Raw genomic sequence first — 20,416 nt, 5'->3', positions numbered from 1 at the left:
CTGCGCTTCGCCATCCGTGAAGGCGGCCGCACCGTCGGCGCCGGCGTGGTGTCGAAGATCACCGAGTAATCGGCGAACTCAGGTAAGCGTAACAGAGCGGCCCTGGAGGAAACTCCGGGGCCGCTTCTGCATGTCCTTCCCCCTTCACGGGGGAAGGTGGACCGCGGAGCGGCTCGGAGGGGGGTGCTGGTTCCGCAGGCAAGATTGGCAGCACAGACGCCAACCGGATGGAGGCGTGTCTCACCCCCCATCCGTCAGGCTTCGCCTGCCACCTTCCCCCGCAAGGGGGGAAGGAGAACTGGGGTGAGGGAAACGGACACGCCTTGGCGCGTTTGCATCCTCTCCCGGAACGGCCAAGGTTCATTGATGCGGCGTCTGCTTCTGTCTGTCCTGTGTCTCGCCCTCGCGGCCTGCGCCACCCATCCGGGCAAGGTCGGCTTCGTGCGGGGCGCGGCGGACCGGTCTGCGGTGGTCGCATCGACCGAAGCCGGCGCGGTGCGGGGCATGGAGGGGGCGGGGGTGCGCGCCTTCCTCGGCGTGCCCTATGCCGCGCCGCCACTGGGCGACCTGCGCTGGCGGTCGCCGCGACCGGTCGAGCCGTGGATCGGCGCGCGCGACGCGACCCGCATCGGCGCGGACTGCACCCAGGCCCTGGGGCGCAAATCGGTTATCGGCGGCGGCGGCGGGTTGGTCGTCGGCGACGAGGACTGCCTGTATCTGAACATCTACGCCCCCGCGGGAAAGTCGACCGCGGCCTGGCCGGTGATGGTCTATCTGCCGGGCGGGGCCTTCACCATCGGCTCCGGGGCCAACTACGACCCGTCGCGGCTGGCGCGCGAGCAGGGGCGGGTGGTGGTCACCGTCAACTACCGCCTCGGGGCCCTGGGCTGGCTGGCGCATCCCGATTTCGCCGGGGACGGCGAGGGGGTCGGGGGCAACTGGGGACTGCTGGATCAGCAGGCGGCGCTGCGCTGGGTGCAGGCCAATATCGCAGCCTTCGGGGGCGATCCCGACGAGGTGACCCTGTTCGCCGAGAGCGCCGGCGCCTGGACGGCCTGCCACCTGATGACCTCGCCGGCCTCGGAGGGCCTGTGGAGCCGGGTGATCCTGCAAAGCGGCTCATGCATCGAGCCGACAGCGCTGTGGTCGGCGGACGAGGTCGCCCAGGGCGGCGACGCCTTCGCGGCCTCGGTCGGCTGCGACAGCGAGGACGTGCGGGCCTGTCTGAGACGAACGCCGGCCTCGCGACTGGCGCGGGCGGCCTCGACGCGGCAGGGGCTGAACGGCCCGGGGTCGTGGGGGCCGGTCTATGGCGATGCGGCCGTGCCCGAGGCCCCGCCCGCGGCCTTCCTGCATGGCCGGTTCGTCAGGACGCCGGTGATCGTCGGCTCCAACGCCGACGAGGGGCGGCTGTTCGCCACCGAGGTGCGCGACCAGGACCGCTACGACAAGGAGACGGTGTGGATGTATGGCGAGCATGGTCCCGCCGTGTTGGAGCGCTATCCGGTGGAAGGCGAGGCGTTCGGCCTGACCATGGCGCGCAGCTTCACGGCCCAGAAATTCGCCTGCCCCGCCCACGCCCTGCGCCGGGTGCTGGCGGCCCATGTTCCGGTGTGGGGCTATGAGTTCGCCGATGCGGACGCGCCGATCGTCCTGCCGTCATGGATGCTTCCCTATGACATGGGGGCCTATCACGCCTCGGAGGTCGCCTATGTGTTCGGAACGAAATGGCTGTTCGCCGACCCGGCCCGGTTCACGCCGGCGCAGCGCGCCCTGTCGAACCGGATGATGCAGGCCTGGGCCGGGTTCGGGCATGACGCCTTTCCCGCTGACTGGACGGTGGTCGGCGACGGGGGCGGTCCGGTGCGGGTGTTCGATCCGGCGGGCGACCGGATGGACGGCGACTTCGCCCGGCGCCACCAGTGCGACTTCTGGGCGACCACCATCTTCGGGCCGGTCGCCCCGCGCGGCTAGATGAACCGCACCACCACGCCCGGCTTGACCCCGGCCGCCAGCTGTTCGGCGTCCCAGTTGGTCAGGCGGACGCAGCCGTTCGACGCCGTCTTGCCGATCTTCGACGGGTCGGGCGAGCCGTGGATGCCGTAGGTGTCGCGCGACAGGTCGATCCACACCGTGCCGACCGGGTTGTTCGGACCGGCGGGCACCACGATGCGCTGGTCGCCCCGGTCATAGCTGACCCGGTCGGGGTCGTAGGTGTAGTCCGGCTCGGGCGCGATGCCGACGACGGTGACCGTGCCCGAGGGGGCGGGGCGTTCGCTCGAGCCGATGGTGGCCGGGTAGAAGGCCAGAAGCGCGCCGGCCTCGTCATAGGCGCGGGCCGAGCGTTCGGTCTTGTCGATGACGATGCGGGCGACGCCGGCCAGGGGCGTATCGTTGACGGCGGGAACGATGAGGGTCTGGCCGGCGCGGCGGAAGTCGACGCCGGGGTTCAGACCCTGCAGCAGGGCTTCGGTGACATGGAATCGTTCAGCCAGTCGCTCCAGGGCGCTGGAATAGTGGGTCCCGGCCCGGGCGGTGGCGGCCAGATCGGCGCCGGGCAGGGGGCTGAAGGGACCGGCGACGTCGGCGGCGGTCAGGACGTAGCGGGTCATCACGGGAACCGCATCGGCGGCGGCCAGCCGCTGCAACAGATCGGCGTCGGCCGCCCCGCCTTCGCCGAGGCCCTCGGCCTTGCGCCAGGCGGCGATGGCCTGACGGGTGTTTTCGCCGCCGAGGCCGTCGATGACGCCGGGCGAGAAGCGCGACCGGTCGAGCAGGATCTGCAGCCGCACCATGCCGGGGTCCGGCGCATAGACCGGCGCGGGCGCGCCCTCGGCGGGAGCGGGCGCCGGCGGCGCGGGCGGCCGGGGCTGCCCCGTCTCGATCTGGTCGGCGGTCAGAAGCGGCCGCGGCGTCGCGGCGGACGGCGCTTCCGGCCGATCCTCAGGGGCGGGAGAGCCGCAGGCGGCGAGGGCGAACAGACCGGCGGCGGCGAGGACAAGGCGAAAGGACATGGAATTCCGGGACGTTGAGGTCCGAACCGAACCCCTCACCGCCCTGCCTGTTCCCGCGCAACGTCGGGACGCCGCCGGTTCGTCAGGGATTGGGCTTGCCGGTCGCCGGGTCGGTGGCGGTTTCGCCGGAGTTGGACGAACCCTCCGAGCCCTTCGGTTCGGTGGCGGGATGCGGCGGCTCGCCTTCCCGCGCGGGGGTGCGCTGGTTCTCGTTTTCGGTTTCGCGGTTGTCGGGTCGGTCAGGCGTGGACATGGCGGCTCCGTGGGATGGGAGACAAGGCAACGTCCGCGGGGAGCCAAGGCTCCGCACAGACTTCGTTCACCATGAACGCTCACCGGGCCGAAACGGGCGCCGTGTCAGGTTCCGCGGGAAGGGCGCTCCGCGACGGATCGCCGAAGGACGACTGCATGGCTCCGCTGAAGGTCGACATCGTCGGGATCGACACCCTCGCCGACACGCAGTGGGCGATGTGGCGCGGCATGCTGGCCGCCAATCCGGGCCTGGCCAGTCCCTATTTCCGGCCCGAGTTCGCGCGGATCGCCGGGCGGGTCAGCCCTGGCGCGGCCGTGGCCGTGTTCTCGCGCGGCGGCGAGACCGTCGGCTTCTTCCCGCATCAACGGCGCGGCGGGGCGATGCAGCCGCTGGCGGCGCCGATGAACGATTATCACGGGGTCATCGCCTTCCCCGGCGCGGTCCCGACTCTGGAAGAGGCCGCGGAGGCCCTCGGCGCCACCCGGCTGAACCTGACCGCCTGGGTCGGGCCGACCGGTCTGGGCGAGGATCGCCGGACGGTGCAGGTCGAACTGGGCGAGGGCGGCTATGACGGCTGGTACGCCGAACGCCGGGCGACCCACGGCAAATTCTTCAAGGACAAGGAACGCGCCCGCCGCAGCATGGAGGCTGAGCTGGGGCCGATCCGGGTGGAGCGGGGTCTGCGCGATCCGGTCCTGCTGGACTGGCTGATCGACCTCAAGCGCGACCAGTACCGGCGCACCAGCCGTCACGACATCTTCGCCTGCGGCTGGACCGCGGAGCTGCTGCACGCCCTGCTCCGGGAAGAGGGCGACGGTTTCGGCGCCTCCATGGCCGGGCTGTGGGCCGGCGACCGGCTGACGGCGGTGGAGTATTCGCTGCACGCCGGCGACCAGTATCATTTCTGGTTCCCGGGCTATGAGCCCAGCCTGGCGCGCTGTTCACCGGGCATCCTGCTCAGCATGGACACGATGCGGCTGGCCGCCGAGCGGGGCTATCGCACCTTCGACTTCGGGTTCGAGGGCGAGCACTACAAGAAATATTTCTGCAACGGCTTCAAGCTGGTGCGCGAGGCCATGGTGCTGAAACCCGGTCTCGGCGCGACAATGAGCCAGGCCGCGGTCGGGGCGTTGAACCTGGCCGGCGGCGACCGTGGCGAGCGGCTGCGCGCCAGTGTCCGGCGCCGCTGGGCCGCCATCGAGGCCTGCGAGACCACCCCCGGCGCGCGGATGAAGGGCGCCATGCAGGCCGCGGGCGCCGCCCTTGCAAAGGCCCGCGCGACCGCCAACCGTGTTCCGGCCTGAGACAGATGAAGAGCAACATCCAGACCCGCACCCGCTACGCCGGCCCGATCGCCGAGGCCGCCGTCCATCCGCACAGTCTGGTGGACCAGGGCTTCGCCTCGGATGAGGCGCTGGCGGCGGTGCTGGACCGCTATCCGGCCGAACTGTTCGACATCAATCTGTATGACTATGACGACGAGGGTCAGGTCTCGCTGCGCACCGGCGCGCGCGGCAAGCTGGACGGCGCCGAACTGCTGGCGGCGATCCAGCAGGGGCGGCTGTGGGTCAATCTGCGCTCGGTCGAGACCGGCTGGCCCGAGCTGTGGGCCGCGGCCATGGCCGAATACGGCAAGGTGCAGGCGGCCTATCCGGGTCTGCGGGCGGTGAAGAACGCCGGCCAGCTGATCCTGTCCTCGCCCAAGGCGCGGGTGCCCTACCATTTCGACGCCGCCGGCGTGGTGCTGTTCCACCTGCGCGGCCGCAAGCGGATCTTCGTCTATCCGGGCGACGAGGCCCATCTGGCCGAGATCGACATGGAACAGGTGGTGTCGCGCCAGACGACCGAGGAACTGCCCTATGTCCGCGCCTTCGAAGCGGACGCCCAGGTCATGGATCTGGAGCCCGGGCAGGCCCTGACCTGGCCGATCTATGCCCCGCACCGGGTCGAGAACCTGGACCGGTTCTGCGTCTCCCTGTCGATGGATTTCCAGACATGGCCGTCGCGGTTCAGGAACGGGGCGCTGTTCACCAACGCCGTGCTGCGCAGCCGGGGCGGGCGCCCGCGCATGACCGACCGCATGGCGACGCCTGAACTGGCCGCCCGCTGGGCCGCCTCGCTGGCCCTGAAGCGGGCCGGGGTTCTGAAGAGCCGGCTCTCTGCCTTCGAACGCGACTTCGAGCCCGAGGTCGGCGTCGAGGACGGCGCGGGCGCCTTGCGCGCCTGACCGCGCGGCCGGCATTCTTACAACGAGGTCATGACCTCGATTTAAAGTGACTTGGCGACGGGGTGGTCGCACCTTTCCGGCACATTCCGGAGAGGGAACCCCATCATGAAACCCGTTATCGCTTCCGCCATCGTCATCGCCGCCGCCGCCATGGCCGCCCCCGCCTTCGCCAAGGAGCCGGACGTCGAAATCCGCCACGCCGTGGCCCGCGTCGCCGTGGTGGTCGAGGACCGCACCGACATCGCCGTCGAGATCGAGCAGGGGACGTCCGGACTTCCGGCTCCGCGCGTCACCCGGGACGGCGCCAATGTCCGCATCGACGGCGGTCTCGGCCGTCGCGGCTTCATGAATCGCGGCGACGGCATCCGCAACTGCAACACAGGCTCCGGCAACCCGGCCACGCCGGGCGACGGCGCCACGGTGGAGGTCCGCAATGTCGGCCGCGTGAGCATTTCCGACGCGCCCCTGATCGTCATCCGCACCCCGCGCGCGGTGAACGTCAACGCCTCGGGCGCCGTGTTCGGCTCGGTCGGCCGGGGCGCGACGTCGATCGACCTCGGCAACGGCGGCTGCGGCTACTGGAACGTGGCCAACGCCGACGGTCCGGTGTCGCTGAGCATCGGCGGATCCGGGGACATGCGCGCCGGAACCTCGACCGCGCTCGACATCAGCATCGGCGGATCCGGTTCGGTCACGGCCGGAGCCACCGGCGAGCTGGAGGTCGCCATCGGCGGCTCGGGCGATGTCGTCGTGGCCCGCGTCGACGGCCGCACGGACGTCTCGATCGGCGGCTCGGGCGACGTGGACATCCGTGCCGGCACGGCCCCGGACCTCAGCATCAGCATCGCCGGCTCGGGCGATGTGAATTTCGGCGGCGTGGCCGGGGACGTGGACGTGTCCCTGGTCGGCGGCGGCGATGTCACCGTGGCCCGCGCCACGGGCTCGGTCAGCCGCTCGATCATGGGCGGCGGGGACGTGCGCATCGGCAGCTGATCCCCCACGGCTGCTGCAACGGGAAAGGCCCGGGAGCGTGGAACCCTCCGGGCCTTTTTCGCGCGCGCTGCAGGGCAGGCGCACAGCAAAAACCCCGGCGGATCGCTCCGCCGGGGTTTCTGTCTGTCAGACTGTCAGCCGGTTGGGCTTACAGAATGCCGAGCAGGGAGCCGATGCCCACGCTCGACGAACCGGCGCCGGCGCGGTCACGGGACTGCTGGCTGCCGCCGAAGGAGTAGCGGACGCCGACGTTGAAGCTGTCGACGTCCAGATCGAGGTCGCCCAGGTCCGAACGGGCGTAGCCGGCGGTGACCGAGAACGGCGTGGCGCCGATGTCGTATTCAGCGCCGATGCCGTAGGTCCAGGCGTCCACGTCAGCTTCGTCAACCGAGTCATAGGTGACGCCGGCGTTCAGGCGCAGGCTCGGGGTGACGTAGAAGGCGGCGTCAGCGCCAGCGGTCCAGATCTCGACGCCGTCGACGTCCGTGTAGGCCACGACGCCGGTCAGGGTCGAGTTGGCGAGGTATTTCTGGGCGCGGAAGCCGCCGGTCCAGGCCGTGTCGTCGCCCGCGTCAGAAGCGGCGACGAAGCCACCCAGGCGCATGTCCGAACCGAACATCCGCGACAGGCCGACCGAACCGGCGCCGGCGGTCTCGTCGTCACCCAGGAACTCGGTGTTGGTGACATCGGCGGCGAGGGTGACGGTCCACTCACCGAAGGCCGGCATGGCGGTGACGCCGTTCAGGGACCAGCTTTCGAGGTCGGCATCGCCGAGGGGGGTGTCGATGGTGGTGTCGGTGTAGTCGATGCCGATCGAGCCGGCCCGGCCGTCCTGGGCGAGGGCGGGGGCAGCGGCCAGGGCGGCGATCGCCGTGGTGAGGAGGAGGAGAGACTTCATGGTTTATCCTTTTGTGGGCGGCGTCGGGGAGTCGCACCGCCAGACCGCCCGGGTATCAGCGCCTATCCCAGCTGTGCTATTACAAACCCGTCACAAAACAGCGGCTTGTGGCCGGTGTGTCGGCCCGGTTACGCATTGTGGCGCCCCTGCGGCGATACGGCGGACGGATCATGGCGCACCCTGTCCTCGCCGTCAGAAATCGGAGGGGCCGGGGCAGGGCGCTCCTCCCTAGACTGGCGTTCCCACGGTGGAGATTCGGCCATGAAAGTTCTCGGTCCCGCGCTCGGCGCACTCCTGCTGCTGGGTGCGGCCGCGCCGGCATCCGCCCAGACCCCGCCCGAGACGCTGACCTGGATGGTGCTGAACGAAATCAACAGCGCCTATTTCGACCGGACCGAGCCGTTCAACCGGCCGCCCCTGGTCACCCGCGTTCCCGATGGGGTCATCCGGGCGGTCGACGTCACCCACGACGGCAAGCCGGACTGGCTGATCGACTATACGGACTCCGGCCTGATGTATTGCGGGACAGGCGGCTGTCTGCGGACCCTCTATGTCAGCGACGGCGACGACTACCTCATGGCCTTCGACGAGCAGAGCCACACCTTCGACCTGTCGACGCGGGGCGGGGATACGGTGATCGATGTCCAGGTCCATCATGTGTTCTGCGGTTCGGCGGGCGACGACTGCGCCTTCGCCTGGACCTGGGACCCGGTGTTGAAGCAGCTGGTGGAGAGGCCGAACGCCGCCGGGGAAAGCCTTCTGGGCAATGACGGGGGATTCGCGCCGATCGGCGAGCGCGAGAGCAACCGTCCGGTCGAGGACGGGCTTCCCGCCGAACTGTCCGAGGTCTGGCATGGCCAGCGCCTGACCTGTCCCTCGACCGACGATGATGGCTTCCGGGTTTATCGTCCGACGTTCAGGAACGTGCCGGACCTGAACGGCGACGGCCGCCGCGACTGGCTGGTCCGTCTGCCGGATCCCTGCCCGCGGGACGTCTATGAGGCGGTGCAGGCCCGCCCCTTCAGCGTCTGGCTGACCGGAGCGGACGGCGGGCTGAGCGAGGCCTGGACCGCGGAGCCGGATCACTGGGCCCTGATCGACATCGCAACGACCCCGGCGCGGCTGGTCAGCAATCCCTCCTGCGGCCACGGGACGGCCTGTCCGAACGTCCGACTGCGCTGGGACTCGCGGTCGTCGACCTTCGTTCCTGTGGAATAGGCGGCGGGCCAGGCTCCGACACAGTTTCGCCGCTTGACCAAATCGGAATCGGCGGTCATAAGCCCCCACTCTTGTTGGACCGGCTGTGCATCCCGCGTGTTTTTGGGATGCAGACGCGGTTCGCAGGAACGACCTGAGACCCTGTTCTTTGCAGTGACCCAGGACTTCAACGGCCTTCGCGGTTCGCTGCGTGGGCCGATCGTTTTTGCGGACGTGCGTACTCTGAAGGCATTCGTGCCTGAAGGCCTCCGGTCTTTGAAATGGTTCACAGGGACGCAGGTTCGCCTGCTTGGGAAATACGACCGATATGGATCAAAGCATCCGCATCAGGCTCAAGGCCTTCGATCACCGCGTCCTCGACTTTTCGACGCGCGAGATCGTCAACACGGCCAAGCGCACGGGCGCGACCGTTCGCGGTCCGATCCCGCTGCCGACCCTGATCGAAAAGTTCACCGTGAACCGCTCGCCGCACGTCGACAAGAAGTCGCGCGAGCAGTTTGAAATCCGCACGCACAAGCGTGTCCTCGATATCGTCGACCCCACCCCGCAGACTGTGGACGCGCTCATGAAGCTCGACCTGTCCGCCGGTGTGGATGTCGAGATCAAGATTTAATAAGAAAGAGGCGGGATCCGATGCGCACGGGCGTGATCGCCAAGAAACTGGGTATGACGCGTGTCTTCGCTGAAGACGGCGCGCATGTTCCAGTCACGATCTTGCAGCTGGATGGCTGTCAGGTCGTGGGTCAGCGGACTCAGGAGCGGGACGGCTACGTCGCCCTGCAGCTGGGTGCTGGCTCCAAAAAGGCCAAGAACACCAACAAGGCTCAGCGCGAATCTTTCGCCAAGCTGGAAGTGGAACCCAAGGCCTATGTCACCGAGTTCCGCATCGATGCGGACGCCATGATGGATGTGGGCTCCGAGTTCTCGGCTGACCACTTCGTCGCGGGCCAGAAGGTCGACGTCCAGGCCGAGACCATCGGCAAGGGCTTCGCCGGCGCCATGAAGCGCTGGAACTTCGGCGGTCTGCGGGCGACCCACGGCGTCTCGGTCTCGCACCGTTCGCACGGTTCGACCGGTCAGCGTCAGGATCCGGGCAAGACGTTCAAGGGCAAGAAGATGGCCGGCCACTATGGCTGTGAAGTCGTCACGACCCAGAACCTCACCGTGTTCCGCGTCGACGTCGAGCGTGGCCTGCTGCTGATCAAGGGCGCTGTCCCCGGTCACGAAGGCACCTGGGTCAAGGTTCGCGACGCCATCAAGAAGGCCCGTCCGGCCGACGCCCCGTTCCCCGGCGGCGTCAAGTCCAAGGGCGGTTCGGCTGCTGCGGCTCAACCGGCTGAAACGCCGGCTGAAGAGGCCCCGGCCGTCGAAACCACCGAAGGCGGTGAAGCGTAATGAAACTCTCGGTCATCAAACTCGACGGCAAGGCCGCCGGTGACGTCGAACTGTCGGACGCCGTTTTCGGCATCACCGACATTCGCGGCGACATCCTGGCCCGTTACGTCAACTGGCAACTGGCCAAGCGCCGTGCCGGCACCCACAAGGTCCAGACCCGGAACGAGAACTCTCGCACCGGCAAGAAGATGTACAAGCAGAAGGGAACCGGCGGCGCTCGTCACGGTTCGCGTCGCGCCCCGCAGTTCGTCGGTGGTTCGCGCGCCTTCGGCCCGGTCGTTCGCGACCACGGCTTCTCTCTGCCCAAGAAGGTTCGCGCCCTGGCCCTGCGTCACGCGCTGTCGGCCAAGGTCGTCGCCGGTGATCTGGTCGTCGTCGACAGCCTCTCGCTGAAGGACGCCAAGACCGCCGGTCTGCGCGAAACCCTCGGCAAGCTGGGCTGGACCCGCACGCTGATCATCGCCGGTCCGGACGTTGACACCAACTTCGGCCTGGCCGCCCGCAACATCCCGATGGTGGACGTGCTGCCGAACGCCGGTCTGAACGTCTATGACATCCTGCGCGCGGACAAGCTGGTGCTGACCAAGGCGGCTGTTGAAGCCATCGAGGCCACCTACGCCGACTACACCCCGTCGCGTCGTGAAGCCGAGGCCGCCAAGGCCGCCAAACCGGCTGCCAAGACGAAGAAGGAGGCCGCGTAATGGCTGGCGCCAACCCCACCGCAAAACACTACGACACCATCCTGGCTCCGATCATCACGGAAAAGGCCACGATCCTGTCGGAGCAGAACAAGGTCGTCTTCCGCGTTGCCGGAACCTCGACCAAGGATGAGATCGCCGCTGCGGTCGAAAGCCTGTTCAAGGTCAACGTCCTGAAGGTCAACACCCTGGTCCAAAAGGGCAAGACCAAGCGCTTCCGCGGCATCATGGGCCGTCGGGTCGACATCAAAAAAGCGATCGTGACGCTGGCTGAAGGCCAGTCGATCGACGTCACCACGGGGCTCTGATCAGATGGCCTTGAAGACTTACAATCCGACATCGCCGGGCCGTCGCGCCCTGGTGCTGATCGACCGTTCGGAGCTGCACAAGGGCCGCCCCGAGAAGTCGCTGACCGAAGGCCTGACCAAGTCGGGCGGCCGGGGCGCTGGCGGTCGTATCGCCGTCCGCTTCCGCGGCGGCGGCGCCAAGACGCTGTACCGCAAGATCGATTTCAAGCGCCGGAAGTTCGCCACGGCGACCGTCGAACGCCTGGAATACGATCCGAACCGGACCGCCTTCATCGCCCTCATCGTCTATGAGGACGGCGAAAAGGCCTACATCATCGCGCCGCAACGCCTGAAGGCGGGCGACTCGGTGGTGGCCGGTGAAAAGGTCGACGTGAAGCCGGGCAATGCGATGCCGCTGCGCTCGGTGCCGGTCGGCACGATCATCCACAACGTCGAAATGAAGCCGGGCAAGGGCGCCCAGCTGGCCCGCTCGGCCGGCGCCTACGCCCAGCTCGTCGGCCGCGACGCCGGCTACGCCCAGATCCGTCTGGGCTCGGGCGAGCTTCGCATGGTCCTGGACGGCTGCATGGCCACGGTGGGCGCGGTTTCGAACCCCGACCACATGAACCAGAACCTCGGCAAGGCCGGCCGCGTCCGTCACATGGGCTGGCGTCCGCACGTTCGCGGCGTCGCCATGAACCCGATCGACCACCCGCACGGTGGTGGTGAAGGCCGGACCTCTGGTGGTCGTACCCCGGTTACGCCGTGGGGCAAGGACACCAAGGGCACCCGCACCCGCAAGAACAAGGCGACGGACAAGTTCATCATCCGTACCCGCCACGTTAAGAAGGCTCGCTAAAGATGGCCCGCTCCTCCTGGAAAGGCCCGTTTGTCGACGGGTATCTGCTCAAGAAGGCCGACGCCGTCTCGACGTCGGGCCGCAAGGACGTGATCAAGACCTGGTCGCGCCGCTCCACCATCCTGCCGCAGTTTGTCGGCCTGACCTTCGGCGTCCACAACGGCCTCAAGCATGTGCCGGTGTCCGTCTCCGAAGAAATGGTCGGCATGAAGCTCGGCGAGTTCGCCCCGACCCGGTCGTTCCCCGGGCACGCGGCGGACAAGAAGGCCAAAAGGAAATAACTGATGGCCCAGACAAAAAACCCCCGTCGGCTCGCCCCGACCGAAGCGCGCGCCAAGCTGGTGAACGTCCGGATCAGCCCTCAGAAGCTGAACCTGGTCGCCCAGTCGATCCGCGGCCTGCCGGTGCAGAAGGCGCTGAACGAGCTGGAATTCAGCCGCAAGCGCATCGCCACCGACGTCCGCAAGGTGCTGTATTCGGCCGTTTCGAACGCCGAGAACAACCACAATCTCGACATCGACAACCTGGTCGTCGCCGAGGCCTTCGTGGGCAAGAACCTGGTGATGAAGCGTTTCGCGAGCCGTGCTCGTGGCCGCTCGTCGCGCATCCTGAAACCTTTCGCGGAGATCACCATCGTGGTCCGCGAAGCCGGTGAGGCCGCCTGATGGGTCAGAAAGTCAATCCGATCGGTCTGCGCCTCGGCGTCAACCGTACGTGGGACAGCCGCTGGTTCGCCCGCGGCGCCGAATACGCCAAACTGCTGCACCAGGACCTCAAGCTGCGTACGTGGCTGAAGGAACGCCTGAACGCCGCCGGCGTGTCGCGCATCATCATCGAGCGTCCGCACAAGAAGTGCCGCGTGACGATCTACGCCGCCCGTCCGGGTGTCGTGATCGGCAAGAAGGGCGCTGACATCGAGAAGCTCCGCAAGGACATCTCGGCGCGCACCGAGGGTGAAGTCCACCTGAACATCGTCGAAGTGCGCAAGCCCGAGACGGACGCCCAGCTGGTCGCCGAGAACATCGCGCAGCAGCTGGAACGCCGGATCGCCTTCCGCCGCGCCATGAAGCGTTCGATGCAGTCGGCCATGCGTCTCGGCGCCAAGGGCGTCCGCATCAACGTGTCGGGCCGCCTCGGCGGCGCGGAAATCGCGCGGATGGAATGGTATCGCGAAGGCCGTGTGCCGCTGCACACCCTGCGCGCCGACATCGACTACGGCTTCATCCAGGCCAAGACGACCTACGGCATCATCGGTGTCAAAGTCTGGGTCTTCAAGGGTGAGGTGCTCGAGCACGATCCGATGGCCCAGGACAAGCGCTGGGCTGCCGAGGCTGCTGGTCCGTCGTCCAACGAAGGCCGTGAACGCGGCGGTCCCCGCGGTGATCGCGGTCCGCGCCGCGACCGGGCACGTGAGAGCTAAGTCATGCTGCAACCGAAGAAAACCAAGTACCGCAAGGCCTTCAAGGGCCGCATCCACGGCGCCGCCAAAGGCGGCTTCTCGCTGAACTTCGGGTCCTATGGCCTGAAGACGGTGGAGCCGGAACGCATCACCGCGCGTCAGATCGAGGCGGCCCGCCGCGCGATCACCCGCCAGATGAAGCGTCAGGGCCGCGTCTGGATCCGCGTGTTCCCCGACCTGCCCGTCACGGGCAAGCCGGCCGAAGTCCGCATGGGCAAGGGCAAGGGCGCCGTGGATCACTGGGCGGCGCGCTGCCACCCGGGCCGGATCCTGTTTGAAATCGACGGCGTGCCGGACGACATCGCCCGTGAGGCCCTGCGTCTTGGCGCCGCCAAGCTGCCGGTCCGCACGAAGGTGGTCACCCGCCTCGACGCCGGCGTCTCGCACGTGGAGCACGTAGGCGCATGACCAAGATCGCCGACCTCCGGGCCCAGACGCCCGACCAGCTGTCCGACGAGCTGCTGAAGCTCAAGAAGGAACAGTTCAACCTGCGCTTCCAGGCCGCCACCGGCCAGATGGAAAAGACCCATCGGGTCTCGGAAGTGCGCAAGGACATCGCCCGTATTTCCACGCTTCTGCGTGCGAACCGCGCGGCGGGTTAAGGAAACGAAGATGCCCAAACGAGTTCTCGAAGGCGTGGTCGTCTCCGACAAGGGCGACAAGACTGTCGTCGTCGTCGTCCAACGCACGCTGCTGCACCCGGTCCTGAAAAAGATCGTGCGCCTGTCCAAGAAGTACCACGCTCACGACGAAGCCAACGCCCTCAAGGTGGGTGATCAGGCCCGCATCATCGAGTGCGCCCCCAAGTCCAAGCTGAAGCGCTGGGAAGTCCTGTCGGACTCCTCGGCCTCGGCCTCGTAATCAGAAAGATCTGATCATATGATCCAGATGCAAACTAACCTGGAGGTAGCCGATAATTCGGGTGCTCGCCGGGTCATGTGCATCAAGGTGTTGGGCGGCTCCAAGCGCCGCTACGCCTCGGTGGGCGACACCATTGTCGCTTCGGTGAAGGAAGCCATTCCGCGCGGCCGCGTGAAGAAGGGCGACGTCGTGCGCGCCATCGTCGTGCGCACCGCCAAGGACATCATGCGCAAGGACGGCTCTGTCATTCGCTTCGACAAGTCGGCCGCCGTCATCGTCAACAAGCAGAACGAGCCCGTCGGCACGCGGATCTTCGGCCCGGTTCCCCGCGAACTGCGCGCCAAGAACCACATGAAGATCATCTCTCTGGCTCCGGAGGTCCTGTAGTCATGGCCGCCAAGATCAAAACCGGCGACAACGTCGTGGTGCTCACGGGCAAGGACAAGGGCCGCACCGGCAAGGTGACCAAGGTCCTGCCGACCACGAACCGCGTCATGGTGCAGGGGATCAACATGGTCCAGCGCCACACCCGCCCGACCCAGGCCGACCCCCAGGGCGGCATCAAGAACAAGGAAGCGTCGCTTCACCTGTCGAACGTCGCGATCGCCGACGCCAACGGCAAGGCGGCCCGCGTCGGCTTCCGCATGGAAGGCGACAAGAAGGTCCGCTTCGCCAAGACGACGGGAGACGTCATCTGATGGCCGACACCAAATACACCCCGCGCCTCAAGGGCGAGTACAACGACCGCATCAAGGGCGTGCTGACCGAGAAGTTCGGCTACACCAACCCGATGCAGATGCCCAAGCTGGACAAGATCGTCCTGAACATGGGCATCGGTGAAGCCGTGGCTGACTCCAAGAAGGCCACCGCGGCCCTCAAGGACCTGGCCGCCATCGCCGGTCAGAAGCCCGTCGCCACCAAGGCCCGCAACTCCATCGCCGGCTTCAAGCTGCGCGAAGGCATGGTCATCGGCGGCAAGGTCACCCTCCGCGGCGACCAGATGTACGAGTTCCTCGACCGCCTGATCACGATCGCGCTGCCGCGCGTGAAGGATTTCCGCGGCCTGAAGCCGACCTCGTTCGACGGTCGCGGCAACTACGCCATGGGCCTCAAGGAACACATCGTGTTCCCCGAGATCAACTACGACCAGATCGACCAGATGTGGGGCATGGACATCATCGTCTGCACCACGGCCAAGACCGATGACGAGGCGCGCGCGCTTCTCACCGAGTTCAAGTTCCCGTTCGTGACGAACTGAGCGGGAAGGGAAAGAAACCATGGCTAAGAAAAGCGCCGTAAACCGCAACGAGATGGTCAAGGCCCTCGTCGCGAAATACGCCGACAAGCGGGCCGCCCTGAAGGCGACCGCCAACGATGAATCCCTGCCGCTTGAGGAGCGTTTCGAAGCGCGCCTGAAGCTTGCCAAGCTGCCGCGCAACTCGGCCGCCAACCGGATTCGTAACCGCTGCGAAGTGACGGGCCGTCCGCGGGCCTTCTATCGCAAGCTCAAGATGAGCCGCATCGCCCTGCGTGAACTCGGCAACCTGGGTCAGATCCCGGGTCTGACCAAGTCCAGCTGGTAAGGGGAGCGACAGACATGATGATCAACGATCCCCTGAGCGACATGATCGCTCGCATCCGGAACGCGCACATGCGCAAGCGTTCCAAGGTGCTCACCCCGGCTTCCCGTCTGCGCCAGCGCGTCCTCGACGTGCTGCAGGACGAGGGCTACATCCGCGGCTATTCGCTGGTTCAGAACCCCGGCGAATTCCCGCAGTTCGAGATCGAGCTGAAATACTTCGACGGCCAGCCGGTCATCGCCGAGATCGCCCGCGTGTCCAAGCCGGGCCGCCGCGTCTACTCCGCGATCTCCGACCTGAAGCCGATCAAGAACGGCCTCGGCATCTCGATCCTCTCCACGTCCAAGGGCGTCATGTCGGACACCGCGGCTCGCGAAGCCAAGGTGGGCGGCGAAGTCCTCTGCAGGGTCTACTAAGATGTCCCGTATCGGAAAACGCACCATTGAAGTGCCGAAGGGCGTGACCGTCACGCTCGACGGCCAGACGGTCTCGGTGAAGGGTCCCAAGGGCGAACGCTCCTGGACCGTCGCCGACGAGATCGAAGTCGCCCAGGGCGACGACGGCCTGAACCTGACCATGCGCGAAGACAACCAGCGTTCGCGGGCCATGTGGGGCCTGTCGCGCACCCTGGTCGACAACATGGTCGTCGGCGTCACCACCGGCTTTGAAAAGAGCCTGGACCTGGTCGGCGTCGGTTACCGCGCCGCGATGAAGGGCAACGCCCTGTCGCTGCAGCTCGGTTTCTCGCACGAAGTCGACATCCAGCCGCCTGCCGGCGTCACCTTCGCGGTGCCCAAGCAGACGGAAATCAAGATCTCCGGCGCTGACAAGCAGGCCGTGGGTCAGATCGCCGCCGTCATCCGCAAGCTGCGTCCGCCGGAGCCCTACAAGGGCAAGGGCGTCCGCTACACGGGCGAAAAGGTCCGGCGCAAGGAAGGCAAGAAGAAGTAGGTCATGGCTCTCTCTCTTCGACAACAAGCCCAGCGCCGCACCGAGCGCACCCGCCGCCGCCTGAAGGCTGTCGCCAACGGACGCCTGCGTCTGTCGGTGCACCGTTCGGACAAGAACATCTCGGCCCAGATCATCGACGACCTGAACGGCGTCACGATCGCTTCGGCCTCCTCGCTGGAAGGCGAGAAGGGCAAGAAGACCAAGGGTTCGAACGTCGAGGCCGCTGCCCTGATCGGCAAGCTGGTCGCCGAACGCGCCATCGAGAAGGGCGTCAAGGACGTCGTCTTCGATCGCGGCGGCTACATCTATCACGGACGGGTGAAGGCGCTGGCAGATGCCGCGCGTGAAGCCGGCCTGAATTTCTAAGGGACGCGACAGATGGCGCAAACACCCCAACGTGGCGGCGGCGGCAACGATCGCAATCGTCGTGACAACCGCAACGCTCCCGTCGACGGTCCGGATTCGGACATCGTCGAGAAGCTGGTGCACATCAACCGCGTCGCGGCCACGGTCAAAGGCGGCCGCCGGTTCTCGTTCGCGGCCCTGATGGTCGTCGGCGACGGCAAGGGCCGCGTCGGCTTCGGTCACGGCAAGGCGCGCGAAGTGCCGGAAGCCATCCGCAAGGCGACCGAGGAAGCCAAGAAGACGATGATCCGCGTGCCGCTGCGCGAGAACCGCACCCTGCACCACGACGGCTCGGGCCGTTGGGGCGCCGGCAAGATCATGATGCGCGCGGCCCCTCCCGGGACCGGCGTCATCGCCGGCGGTCCGATGCGCGCCGTGCTCGAAACCCTCGGCGTCCAGGACGTCGTCGGCAAGTCGACCGGTTCGTCGAACCCCTACAACATGATCCGCGCCACGTTCGAGGCCCTCAAGGTCCAGTCGTCGCCCCGTCAGGTCGCGTCCAAGCGCGGCAAGAAGGTCGCCGATCTGATGGGTCGTCGCAACGACGGCGCCTCGGCTCCGGAAGCGGCGCCTGAAGCCCAGGAAGCCTGACCATGGCCAAGACTGAATCCAAAGCCACCGTCACGGTCCGCCAGACCGGCAGCCCGATCCGCCGCAAGTCGGACCAGCGCGCCACCCTGTCGGGCCTGGGTCTCAACCGCATGGGCCGCGAGTCCACGCTGGAAGACACCCCCTCGGTTCGCGGCATGATCGCCAAGGTCGCGCACCTGACCGAGATCGTCGAAAAGTAAGCCGAAACGCCCTCTCCCGGTCCGGGGGAGGGCGTCTCGCGTCTTGCGATGCTGAAGGGGGCCGCCTAGAAGCGGCCCTTCAATTATTTCAACGCCGAGTCCGGTCCCCCATCATTCGGGTTGGCCGGGCGCTAGCACCCGAAAGGATCAGGCACATGAAACTGAACGAAATTCGCGACAACGAGGGCGCCCACAAGAAGCGCATGCGCGTCGGCCGCGGCCCGGGTTCGGGCAAGGGCAAGACCGCCGGTCGCGGCGTCAAGGGTCAGAAGTCGCGTTCGGGCGTCGCCATCGGCGGCTTCGAAGGCGGCCAGATGCCGCTGTACATGCGGATGCCCAAGCGCGGCTTCAACAACGCCAACGCGCTGAAGCTGGCCGAAGTGAACCTGTGGCGCCTGCAGGACGCCATCGACGCCAAGAAGCTGGACATCAAGGGCGAGATCAAGGGCGACGCCCTGGTCGCCGCCGGCGTGATCCGTCGCGTCAAGGACGGCGTCCGCATCCTGGGCACCGGCGAGATCAAGTCCAAGCTCAACCTGGTCGTCTGGTCGGCCTCGGCCGGCGCGGTCAAGGCGATCGAAGCCGCCGGCGGCACCGTCGTGCAGGAGCGTATCGCTGCTGAAGCCAAGGCCGCCGCGCGCATCGAGAAGCGCAACGCCGCCAAGGGCAAGGCTCCGCCGGCCAAGGCGCCGCGCGGCGACGCCAACAAGATCTCGGCCCGCACCACGCGGACTGCCGCCAAGAAATAAGCTTGAAGGGCGCCCTCGCTAAGCGGGCGCCCTTCGCCTATCTGGACGCTGGCGCCGGATTCAGGTCCGATGCGCCGCGTTCTGACAAGTCGGGGTGACGACATATGGCTTCGGCCGCCGAACAACTCGCAGCAAACATGAACATGGGCTCGTTCGCCAAGGCGACCGAGCTGCACAAACGTCTGCTGTTCACGCTGATGGCCCTGCTGGTCTACCGCATCGGGACCTATGTGCCGATCCCGGGGATCAACTCCGACGCCTTCCTGCAGTTCTTCCAGAACCCGGAAGGCGGACGTGGCGTGCTGGACATGTTCAACATGTTCTCGGGCGGCGCGGTGGAGCGGATGGCCGTCTTCGCCCTGAACGTCATGCCCTACATCTCGGCCTCGATCATCGTCCAGCTGATGGGCGCTGTGTATCCGCCGTGGGAGAAGCTGAAGAAGGAAGGCGGCGAGAGCGGCCGCAAGCAGCTGAACCAGTATACCCGCTATCTGACGGTCGTGCTGGCGCTGTTCCAGTCGACGGGCATCGCCTTCGGCCTCAACGCCACGCCGGGCCTGATCGACACGCCGGGACTGTTCTTCATCGTCTCGACCGTCACCACCCTGACGGGCGGCACCATGTTCCTGATGTGGCTGGGCGAGCAGGTGACGGCGCGCGGCGTCGGCAACGGCATTTCCCTGATCATCTTCGCCGGCATCGTCGCCGTCCTGCCGGGCACCGTCGCCCGCATGTTCGGCCTGGCGCAGCAGGGCCAGATGTCGGTCTTCACCCTGCTGTTCTTCACCGCCCTGGCGATCTTCCTGGTGGTCTTCATCGTCTTCATGGAGCGCGCCCAGCGCCGGCTGCTGATCCAGTATCCGAAGCGTCAGGAAGGCAATCGGATGGCCGGGGGCGAGCGTTCGTTCCTGCCGCTGAAGCTGAACACCGCCGGCGTCATCCCGGCGATCTTCGCCTCGTCGCTGCTGATGCTGCCGACGACGGTGGCCCAGTTCGTGGCCACGGCCAACCTGCCGCCCTGGATGGAATGGCTGCCGGGCGTCACCGCCATGCTGCAGAACGGCCAGCCGCTGTTCATCCTGCTGTACGGCGCGCTGATCGTCTTCTTCTGCTTCTTCTACACCTCGATCACCTTCAATCCCGAGGACACGGCCGAGAACCTGCGCAAATACGGCGGCTTCCTGCCGGGCATCCGTCCGGGCAAGCGCACGGCCGAGTATCTGGACTATGTGCTGACCCGGCTGACGACCATCGGCGCCGCCTATATCGCCGCCGTCTGTCTGCTGCCGGAGATCATGATCGCGATGTCCGGAACCACCGGCCTCATTCTCGGCGGCACCTCGATCCTGATCGTCGTGTCGGTGACCATGGACACCGTGGCCCAGATCCAGTCCCAGCTGCTGGCGCACCAGTACGAAGGCCTGATCAAGAAGGCCAAGCTGCGTGGTCGCGGCAAGCCCTCCGGCAAGGGCGTCACCGCCCCCGCCCGGCGCTAGAGCCGGCCGGGGAGGGGCGGCGATGAACCTGATCCTGTTCGGACCGCCGGCGGCGGGCAAGGGCACCCAGGCCAAACGGCTGGTCGAGGCCCGCGGCATGGTGCAGCTCTCGACCGGCGACATGCTGCGCGAGGCCATCGCCTCGGGCTCGGACCTGGGGCGTGAGTGCCAGGCCATCATGTCGCGCGGCGACCTGGTCAGCGACGCCATCGTCATCGCCCTGATCGAGGCCCGGTTGAAAGAGGCCGGGGACGCCGGCGGCGCCATCTTCGACGGCTTCCC

At 67.2% G+C, this 20,416-nt stretch carries 31 protein-coding genes and 1 pseudogene; 29 read left to right on the top strand and 3 right to left on the bottom strand.

Annotated features, from left to right (window positions below; translation table 11 throughout):
* Both B2742_RS09950 and B2742_RS09945 read left to right on the top strand, forming a co-directional pair.
* On the top strand, window positions 1-69 hold a 69-nt coding region (locus tag B2742_RS09950), incomplete at its 5' end, for a hypothetical protein (RefSeq protein WP_292065646.1).
* A gap of 297 nt (window positions 70-366) precedes the next feature.
* On the top strand, window positions 367-1,974 hold the full coding sequence (locus B2742_RS09945; protein ID WP_292065644.1) for a carboxylesterase/lipase family protein: 1,608 nt from the start codon (window positions 367-369) through the stop codon (window positions 1,972-1,974).
* Here B2742_RS09945 and B2742_RS09940 read toward each other — a convergent pair.
* Entirely contained in the window at window positions 1,971-3,014 is a 1,044-nt protein-coding gene (locus tag B2742_RS09940; RefSeq protein WP_292065643.1) for a L,D-transpeptidase family protein, read from the bottom strand. The genes B2742_RS09945 and B2742_RS09940 overlap by 4 nt on opposite strands.
* 82 nt (window positions 3,015-3,096) lie before the next feature.
* The gene (locus B2742_RS09935; RefSeq protein WP_292065641.1) at window positions 3,097-3,267 is read right to left on the bottom strand and encodes a hypothetical protein; all 171 of its coding nucleotides are present in this window, start codon (window positions 3,265-3,267) and stop codon (window positions 3,097-3,099) included.
* 155 nt (window positions 3,268-3,422) lie between these two features.
* Between B2742_RS09935 and B2742_RS09930 the strand changes: the two genes are divergently transcribed.
* The 3 genes from B2742_RS09930 (at window position 3,423) to B2742_RS09920 (ending at window position 6,487) form a co-directional block, all read left to right on the top strand.
* Window positions 3,423-4,571, top strand: coding sequence for a GNAT family N-acetyltransferase (locus B2742_RS09930; RefSeq protein WP_292065639.1), 1,149 nt, complete (start codon window positions 3,423-3,425; stop codon window positions 4,569-4,571).
* Between the two features lie 5 nt (window positions 4,572-4,576).
* Window positions 4,577-5,494, top strand: coding sequence for a cupin-like domain-containing protein (locus tag B2742_RS09925; protein ID WP_292065637.1), 918 nt, complete (start codon window positions 4,577-4,579; stop codon window positions 5,492-5,494).
* A gap of 105 nt (window positions 5,495-5,599) precedes the next feature.
* Window positions 5,600-6,487: a GIN domain-containing protein gene (locus B2742_RS09920; RefSeq protein WP_292065634.1), complete on the top strand. Its 888-nt coding sequence runs from the start codon at window positions 5,600-5,602 to the stop codon at window positions 6,485-6,487.
* Window positions 6,488-6,635: 148 nt separating this feature from the next.
* Here B2742_RS09920 and B2742_RS09915 read toward each other — a convergent pair whose 3' ends face one another.
* Window positions 6,636-7,385: an outer membrane beta-barrel protein gene (locus B2742_RS09915; protein ID WP_292065632.1), complete on the bottom strand. Its 750-nt coding sequence runs from the start codon at window positions 7,383-7,385 to the stop codon at window positions 6,636-6,638.
* 261 nt (window positions 7,386-7,646) lie between these two features.
* On the opposite strand from B2742_RS09915, the gene B2742_RS09910 reads away from it, so the two are divergent.
* The 24 genes and pseudogenes from B2742_RS09910 to B2742_RS09795 form a co-directional block, all read left to right on the top strand.
* A complete protein-coding gene (locus B2742_RS09910; protein WP_292065631.1) occupies window positions 7,647-8,603 on the top strand; it encodes a hypothetical protein in 957 nt (318 codons plus the stop codon).
* 307 nt (window positions 8,604-8,910) lie between these two features.
* Entirely contained in the window at window positions 8,911-9,216 is a 306-nt protein-coding gene (gene rpsJ, locus B2742_RS09905; RefSeq protein ID WP_003164367.1) for a 30S ribosomal protein S10, read from the top strand.
* Window positions 9,217-9,236: 20 nt separating this feature from the next.
* Window positions 9,237-9,998 (top strand): 50S ribosomal protein L3, encoded by a 762-nt coding sequence (rplC, locus tag B2742_RS09900; RefSeq protein WP_292065629.1) that lies wholly within the window; start codon window positions 9,237-9,239, stop codon window positions 9,996-9,998.
* The gene (gene rplD / locus B2742_RS09895) at window positions 9,998-10,699 is read left to right on the top strand and encodes a 50S ribosomal protein L4 (RefSeq protein WP_292065626.1); all 702 of its coding nucleotides are present in this window, start codon (window positions 9,998-10,000) and stop codon (window positions 10,697-10,699) included. Before rplC ends, rplD begins: the two co-directional genes overlap by 1 nt.
* Window positions 10,699-11,004, top strand: a complete 306-nt coding sequence (locus B2742_RS09890) for a 50S ribosomal protein L23 (protein ID WP_284223193.1) — start codon at window positions 10,699-10,701, stop codon at window positions 11,002-11,004. The genes rplD and B2742_RS09890 overlap by 1 nt, the downstream gene beginning before the upstream one ends.
* Before the next feature lie 4 nt (window positions 11,005-11,008).
* Window positions 11,009-11,842: a 50S ribosomal protein L2 gene (gene rplB, locus B2742_RS09885; RefSeq protein ID WP_284223194.1), complete on the top strand. Its 834-nt coding sequence runs from the start codon at window positions 11,009-11,011 to the stop codon at window positions 11,840-11,842.
* 2 nt (window positions 11,843-11,844) lie between these two features.
* Window positions 11,845-12,123, top strand: coding sequence for a 30S ribosomal protein S19 (rpsS, locus tag B2742_RS09880; RefSeq protein WP_292065621.1), 279 nt, complete (start codon window positions 11,845-11,847; stop codon window positions 12,121-12,123).
* Between the two features lie 3 nt (window positions 12,124-12,126).
* Complete coding sequence (rplV, locus tag B2742_RS09875) at window positions 12,127-12,507, top strand: 50S ribosomal protein L22 (RefSeq protein WP_292065618.1); 381 nt, start codon at window positions 12,127-12,129, stop codon at window positions 12,505-12,507.
* Entirely contained in the window at window positions 12,507-13,262 is a 756-nt protein-coding gene (rpsC, locus tag B2742_RS09870; protein ID WP_292065616.1) for a 30S ribosomal protein S3, read from the top strand. Before rplV ends, rpsC begins: the two co-directional genes overlap by 1 nt.
* 3 nt (window positions 13,263-13,265) lie before the next feature.
* A complete protein-coding gene (gene rplP / locus B2742_RS09865) occupies window positions 13,266-13,709 on the top strand; it encodes a 50S ribosomal protein L16 (protein WP_284223197.1) in 444 nt (147 codons plus the stop codon).
* Window positions 13,706-13,903: a 50S ribosomal protein L29 gene (rpmC, locus tag B2742_RS09860; RefSeq protein ID WP_055832148.1), complete on the top strand. Its 198-nt coding sequence runs from the start codon at window positions 13,706-13,708 to the stop codon at window positions 13,901-13,903. The genes rplP and rpmC overlap by 4 nt, the downstream gene beginning before the upstream one ends.
* Before the next feature lie 10 nt (window positions 13,904-13,913).
* Window positions 13,914-14,162 (top strand): 30S ribosomal protein S17, encoded by a 249-nt coding sequence (gene rpsQ, locus B2742_RS09855; protein WP_055832150.1) that lies wholly within the window; start codon window positions 13,914-13,916, stop codon window positions 14,160-14,162.
* An 18-nt stretch (window positions 14,163-14,180) separates the two neighbouring features.
* Window positions 14,181-14,549 carry a 50S ribosomal protein L14 gene (gene rplN / locus B2742_RS09850; RefSeq protein ID WP_055832151.1) on the top strand — a complete coding sequence of 123 codons (369 nt, stop codon included), beginning with the start codon at window positions 14,181-14,183 and terminating at the stop codon, window positions 14,547-14,549.
* A gap of 2 nt (window positions 14,550-14,551) precedes the next feature.
* Window positions 14,552-14,860, top strand: a complete 309-nt coding sequence (rplX, locus tag B2742_RS09845; protein WP_292065611.1) for a 50S ribosomal protein L24 — start codon at window positions 14,552-14,554, stop codon at window positions 14,858-14,860.
* Window positions 14,860-15,420, top strand: a complete 561-nt coding sequence (gene rplE, locus B2742_RS09840; RefSeq protein WP_056615248.1) for a 50S ribosomal protein L5 — start codon at window positions 14,860-14,862, stop codon at window positions 15,418-15,420. The genes rplX and rplE overlap by 1 nt, the downstream gene beginning before the upstream one ends.
* Before the next feature lie 19 nt (window positions 15,421-15,439).
* Complete coding sequence (gene rpsN, locus B2742_RS09835) at window positions 15,440-15,745, top strand: 30S ribosomal protein S14 (protein WP_056615252.1); 306 nt, start codon at window positions 15,440-15,442, stop codon at window positions 15,743-15,745.
* A 14-nt stretch (window positions 15,746-15,759) separates the two neighbouring features.
* The gene (gene rpsH, locus B2742_RS09830) at window positions 15,760-16,158 is read left to right on the top strand and encodes a 30S ribosomal protein S8 (RefSeq protein ID WP_055832159.1); all 399 of its coding nucleotides are present in this window, start codon (window positions 15,760-15,762) and stop codon (window positions 16,156-16,158) included.
* A gap of 1 nt (window position 16,159) precedes the next feature.
* Window positions 16,160-16,693: a 50S ribosomal protein L6 gene (gene rplF, locus B2742_RS09825; protein ID WP_292065609.1), complete on the top strand. Its 534-nt coding sequence runs from the start codon at window positions 16,160-16,162 to the stop codon at window positions 16,691-16,693.
* Window positions 16,694-16,696: 3 nt separating this feature from the next.
* Window positions 16,697-17,059, top strand: a complete 363-nt coding sequence (gene rplR / locus B2742_RS09820) for a 50S ribosomal protein L18 (protein WP_292065607.1) — start codon at window positions 16,697-16,699, stop codon at window positions 17,057-17,059.
* A 12-nt stretch (window positions 17,060-17,071) separates the two neighbouring features.
* On the top strand, window positions 17,072-17,689 hold the full coding sequence (gene rpsE / locus B2742_RS09815; RefSeq protein ID WP_292065605.1) for a 30S ribosomal protein S5: 618 nt from the start codon (window positions 17,072-17,074) through the stop codon (window positions 17,687-17,689).
* Between the two features lie 2 nt (window positions 17,690-17,691).
* Entirely contained in the window at window positions 17,692-17,889 is a 198-nt protein-coding gene (rpmD, locus tag B2742_RS09810) for a 50S ribosomal protein L30 (RefSeq protein WP_284223202.1), read from the top strand.
* 155 nt (window positions 17,890-18,044) lie between these two features.
* A pseudogene (gene rplO / locus B2742_RS09805) lies at window positions 18,045-18,485 on the top strand (50S ribosomal protein L15); the annotation flags it as partial.
* 257 nt (window positions 18,486-18,742) lie between these two features.
* The gene (secY, locus tag B2742_RS09800; protein ID WP_292065602.1) at window positions 18,743-20,134 is read left to right on the top strand and encodes a preprotein translocase subunit SecY; all 1,392 of its coding nucleotides are present in this window, start codon (window positions 18,743-18,745) and stop codon (window positions 20,132-20,134) included.
* A gap of 22 nt (window positions 20,135-20,156) precedes the next feature.
* On the top strand, window positions 20,157-20,416 hold a 260-nt coding region (locus B2742_RS09795; protein WP_292065600.1), incomplete at its 3' end, for a nucleoside monophosphate kinase.

Origin of the sequence: Brevundimonas sp. UBA7664 (genome assembly GCF_002483305.1) — a bacterium.
Lineage (GTDB): Bacteria > Pseudomonadota > Alphaproteobacteria > Caulobacterales > Caulobacteraceae > Brevundimonas.
This window is presented reverse-complemented; position numbering and strand designations above follow the sequence as displayed.

Bases quoted from the DNA above. Each gene is read 5' to 3' on its own strand.
- B2742_RS09945 (WP_292065644.1), top strand. From the start codon at position 367: ATGCGGCGTCTGCTTCTGTCTGTCCTGTGTCTCGCCCTCGCGGCCTGC.
- B2742_RS09940 (WP_292065643.1), bottom strand. From the start codon at position 3,014: ATGTCCTTTCGCCTTGTCCTCGCCGCCGCCGGTCTGTTCGCCCTCGCC.
- B2742_RS09935 (WP_292065641.1), bottom strand. From the start codon at position 3,267: ATGTCCACGCCTGACCGACCCGACAACCGCGAAACCGAAAACGAGAAC.
- B2742_RS09930 (WP_292065639.1), top strand. From the start codon at position 3,423: ATGGCTCCGCTGAAGGTCGACATCGTCGGGATCGACACCCTCGCCGAC.
- B2742_RS09925 (WP_292065637.1), top strand. From the start codon at position 4,577: ATGAAGAGCAACATCCAGACCCGCACCCGCTACGCCGGCCCGATCGCC.
- B2742_RS09920 (WP_292065634.1), top strand. From the start codon at position 5,600: ATGAAACCCGTTATCGCTTCCGCCATCGTCATCGCCGCCGCCGCCATG.
- B2742_RS09915 (WP_292065632.1), bottom strand. From the start codon at position 7,385: ATGAAGTCTCTCCTCCTCCTCACCACGGCGATCGCCGCCCTGGCCGCT.
- B2742_RS09910 (WP_292065631.1), top strand. From the start codon at position 7,647: ATGAAAGTTCTCGGTCCCGCGCTCGGCGCACTCCTGCTGCTGGGTGCG.
- rpsJ (WP_003164367.1), top strand. From the start codon at position 8,911: ATGGATCAAAGCATCCGCATCAGGCTCAAGGCCTTCGATCACCGCGTC.
- rplC (WP_292065629.1), top strand. From the start codon at position 9,237: ATGCGCACGGGCGTGATCGCCAAGAAACTGGGTATGACGCGTGTCTTC.
- rplD (WP_292065626.1), top strand. From the start codon at position 9,998: ATGAAACTCTCGGTCATCAAACTCGACGGCAAGGCCGCCGGTGACGTC.
- B2742_RS09890 (WP_284223193.1), top strand. From the start codon at position 10,699: ATGGCTGGCGCCAACCCCACCGCAAAACACTACGACACCATCCTGGCT.
- rplB (WP_284223194.1), top strand. From the start codon at position 11,009: ATGGCCTTGAAGACTTACAATCCGACATCGCCGGGCCGTCGCGCCCTG.
- rpsS (WP_292065621.1), top strand. From the start codon at position 11,845: ATGGCCCGCTCCTCCTGGAAAGGCCCGTTTGTCGACGGGTATCTGCTC.
- rplV (WP_292065618.1), top strand. From the start codon at position 12,127: ATGGCCCAGACAAAAAACCCCCGTCGGCTCGCCCCGACCGAAGCGCGC.
- rpsC (WP_292065616.1), top strand. From the start codon at position 12,507: ATGGGTCAGAAAGTCAATCCGATCGGTCTGCGCCTCGGCGTCAACCGT.
- rplP (WP_284223197.1), top strand. From the start codon at position 13,266: ATGCTGCAACCGAAGAAAACCAAGTACCGCAAGGCCTTCAAGGGCCGC.
- rpmC (WP_055832148.1), top strand. From the start codon at position 13,706: ATGACCAAGATCGCCGACCTCCGGGCCCAGACGCCCGACCAGCTGTCC.
- rpsQ (WP_055832150.1), top strand. From the start codon at position 13,914: ATGCCCAAACGAGTTCTCGAAGGCGTGGTCGTCTCCGACAAGGGCGAC.
- rplN (WP_055832151.1), top strand. From the start codon at position 14,181: ATGATCCAGATGCAAACTAACCTGGAGGTAGCCGATAATTCGGGTGCT.
- rplX (WP_292065611.1), top strand. From the start codon at position 14,552: ATGGCCGCCAAGATCAAAACCGGCGACAACGTCGTGGTGCTCACGGGC.
- rplE (WP_056615248.1), top strand. From the start codon at position 14,860: ATGGCCGACACCAAATACACCCCGCGCCTCAAGGGCGAGTACAACGAC.
- rpsN (WP_056615252.1), top strand. From the start codon at position 15,440: ATGGCTAAGAAAAGCGCCGTAAACCGCAACGAGATGGTCAAGGCCCTC.
- rpsH (WP_055832159.1), top strand. From the start codon at position 15,760: ATGATGATCAACGATCCCCTGAGCGACATGATCGCTCGCATCCGGAAC.
- rplF (WP_292065609.1), top strand. From the start codon at position 16,160: ATGTCCCGTATCGGAAAACGCACCATTGAAGTGCCGAAGGGCGTGACC.
- rplR (WP_292065607.1), top strand. From the start codon at position 16,697: ATGGCTCTCTCTCTTCGACAACAAGCCCAGCGCCGCACCGAGCGCACC.
- rpsE (WP_292065605.1), top strand. From the start codon at position 17,072: ATGGCGCAAACACCCCAACGTGGCGGCGGCGGCAACGATCGCAATCGT.
- rpmD (WP_284223202.1), top strand. From the start codon at position 17,692: ATGGCCAAGACTGAATCCAAAGCCACCGTCACGGTCCGCCAGACCGGC.
- secY (WP_292065602.1), top strand. From the start codon at position 18,743: ATGGCTTCGGCCGCCGAACAACTCGCAGCAAACATGAACATGGGCTCG.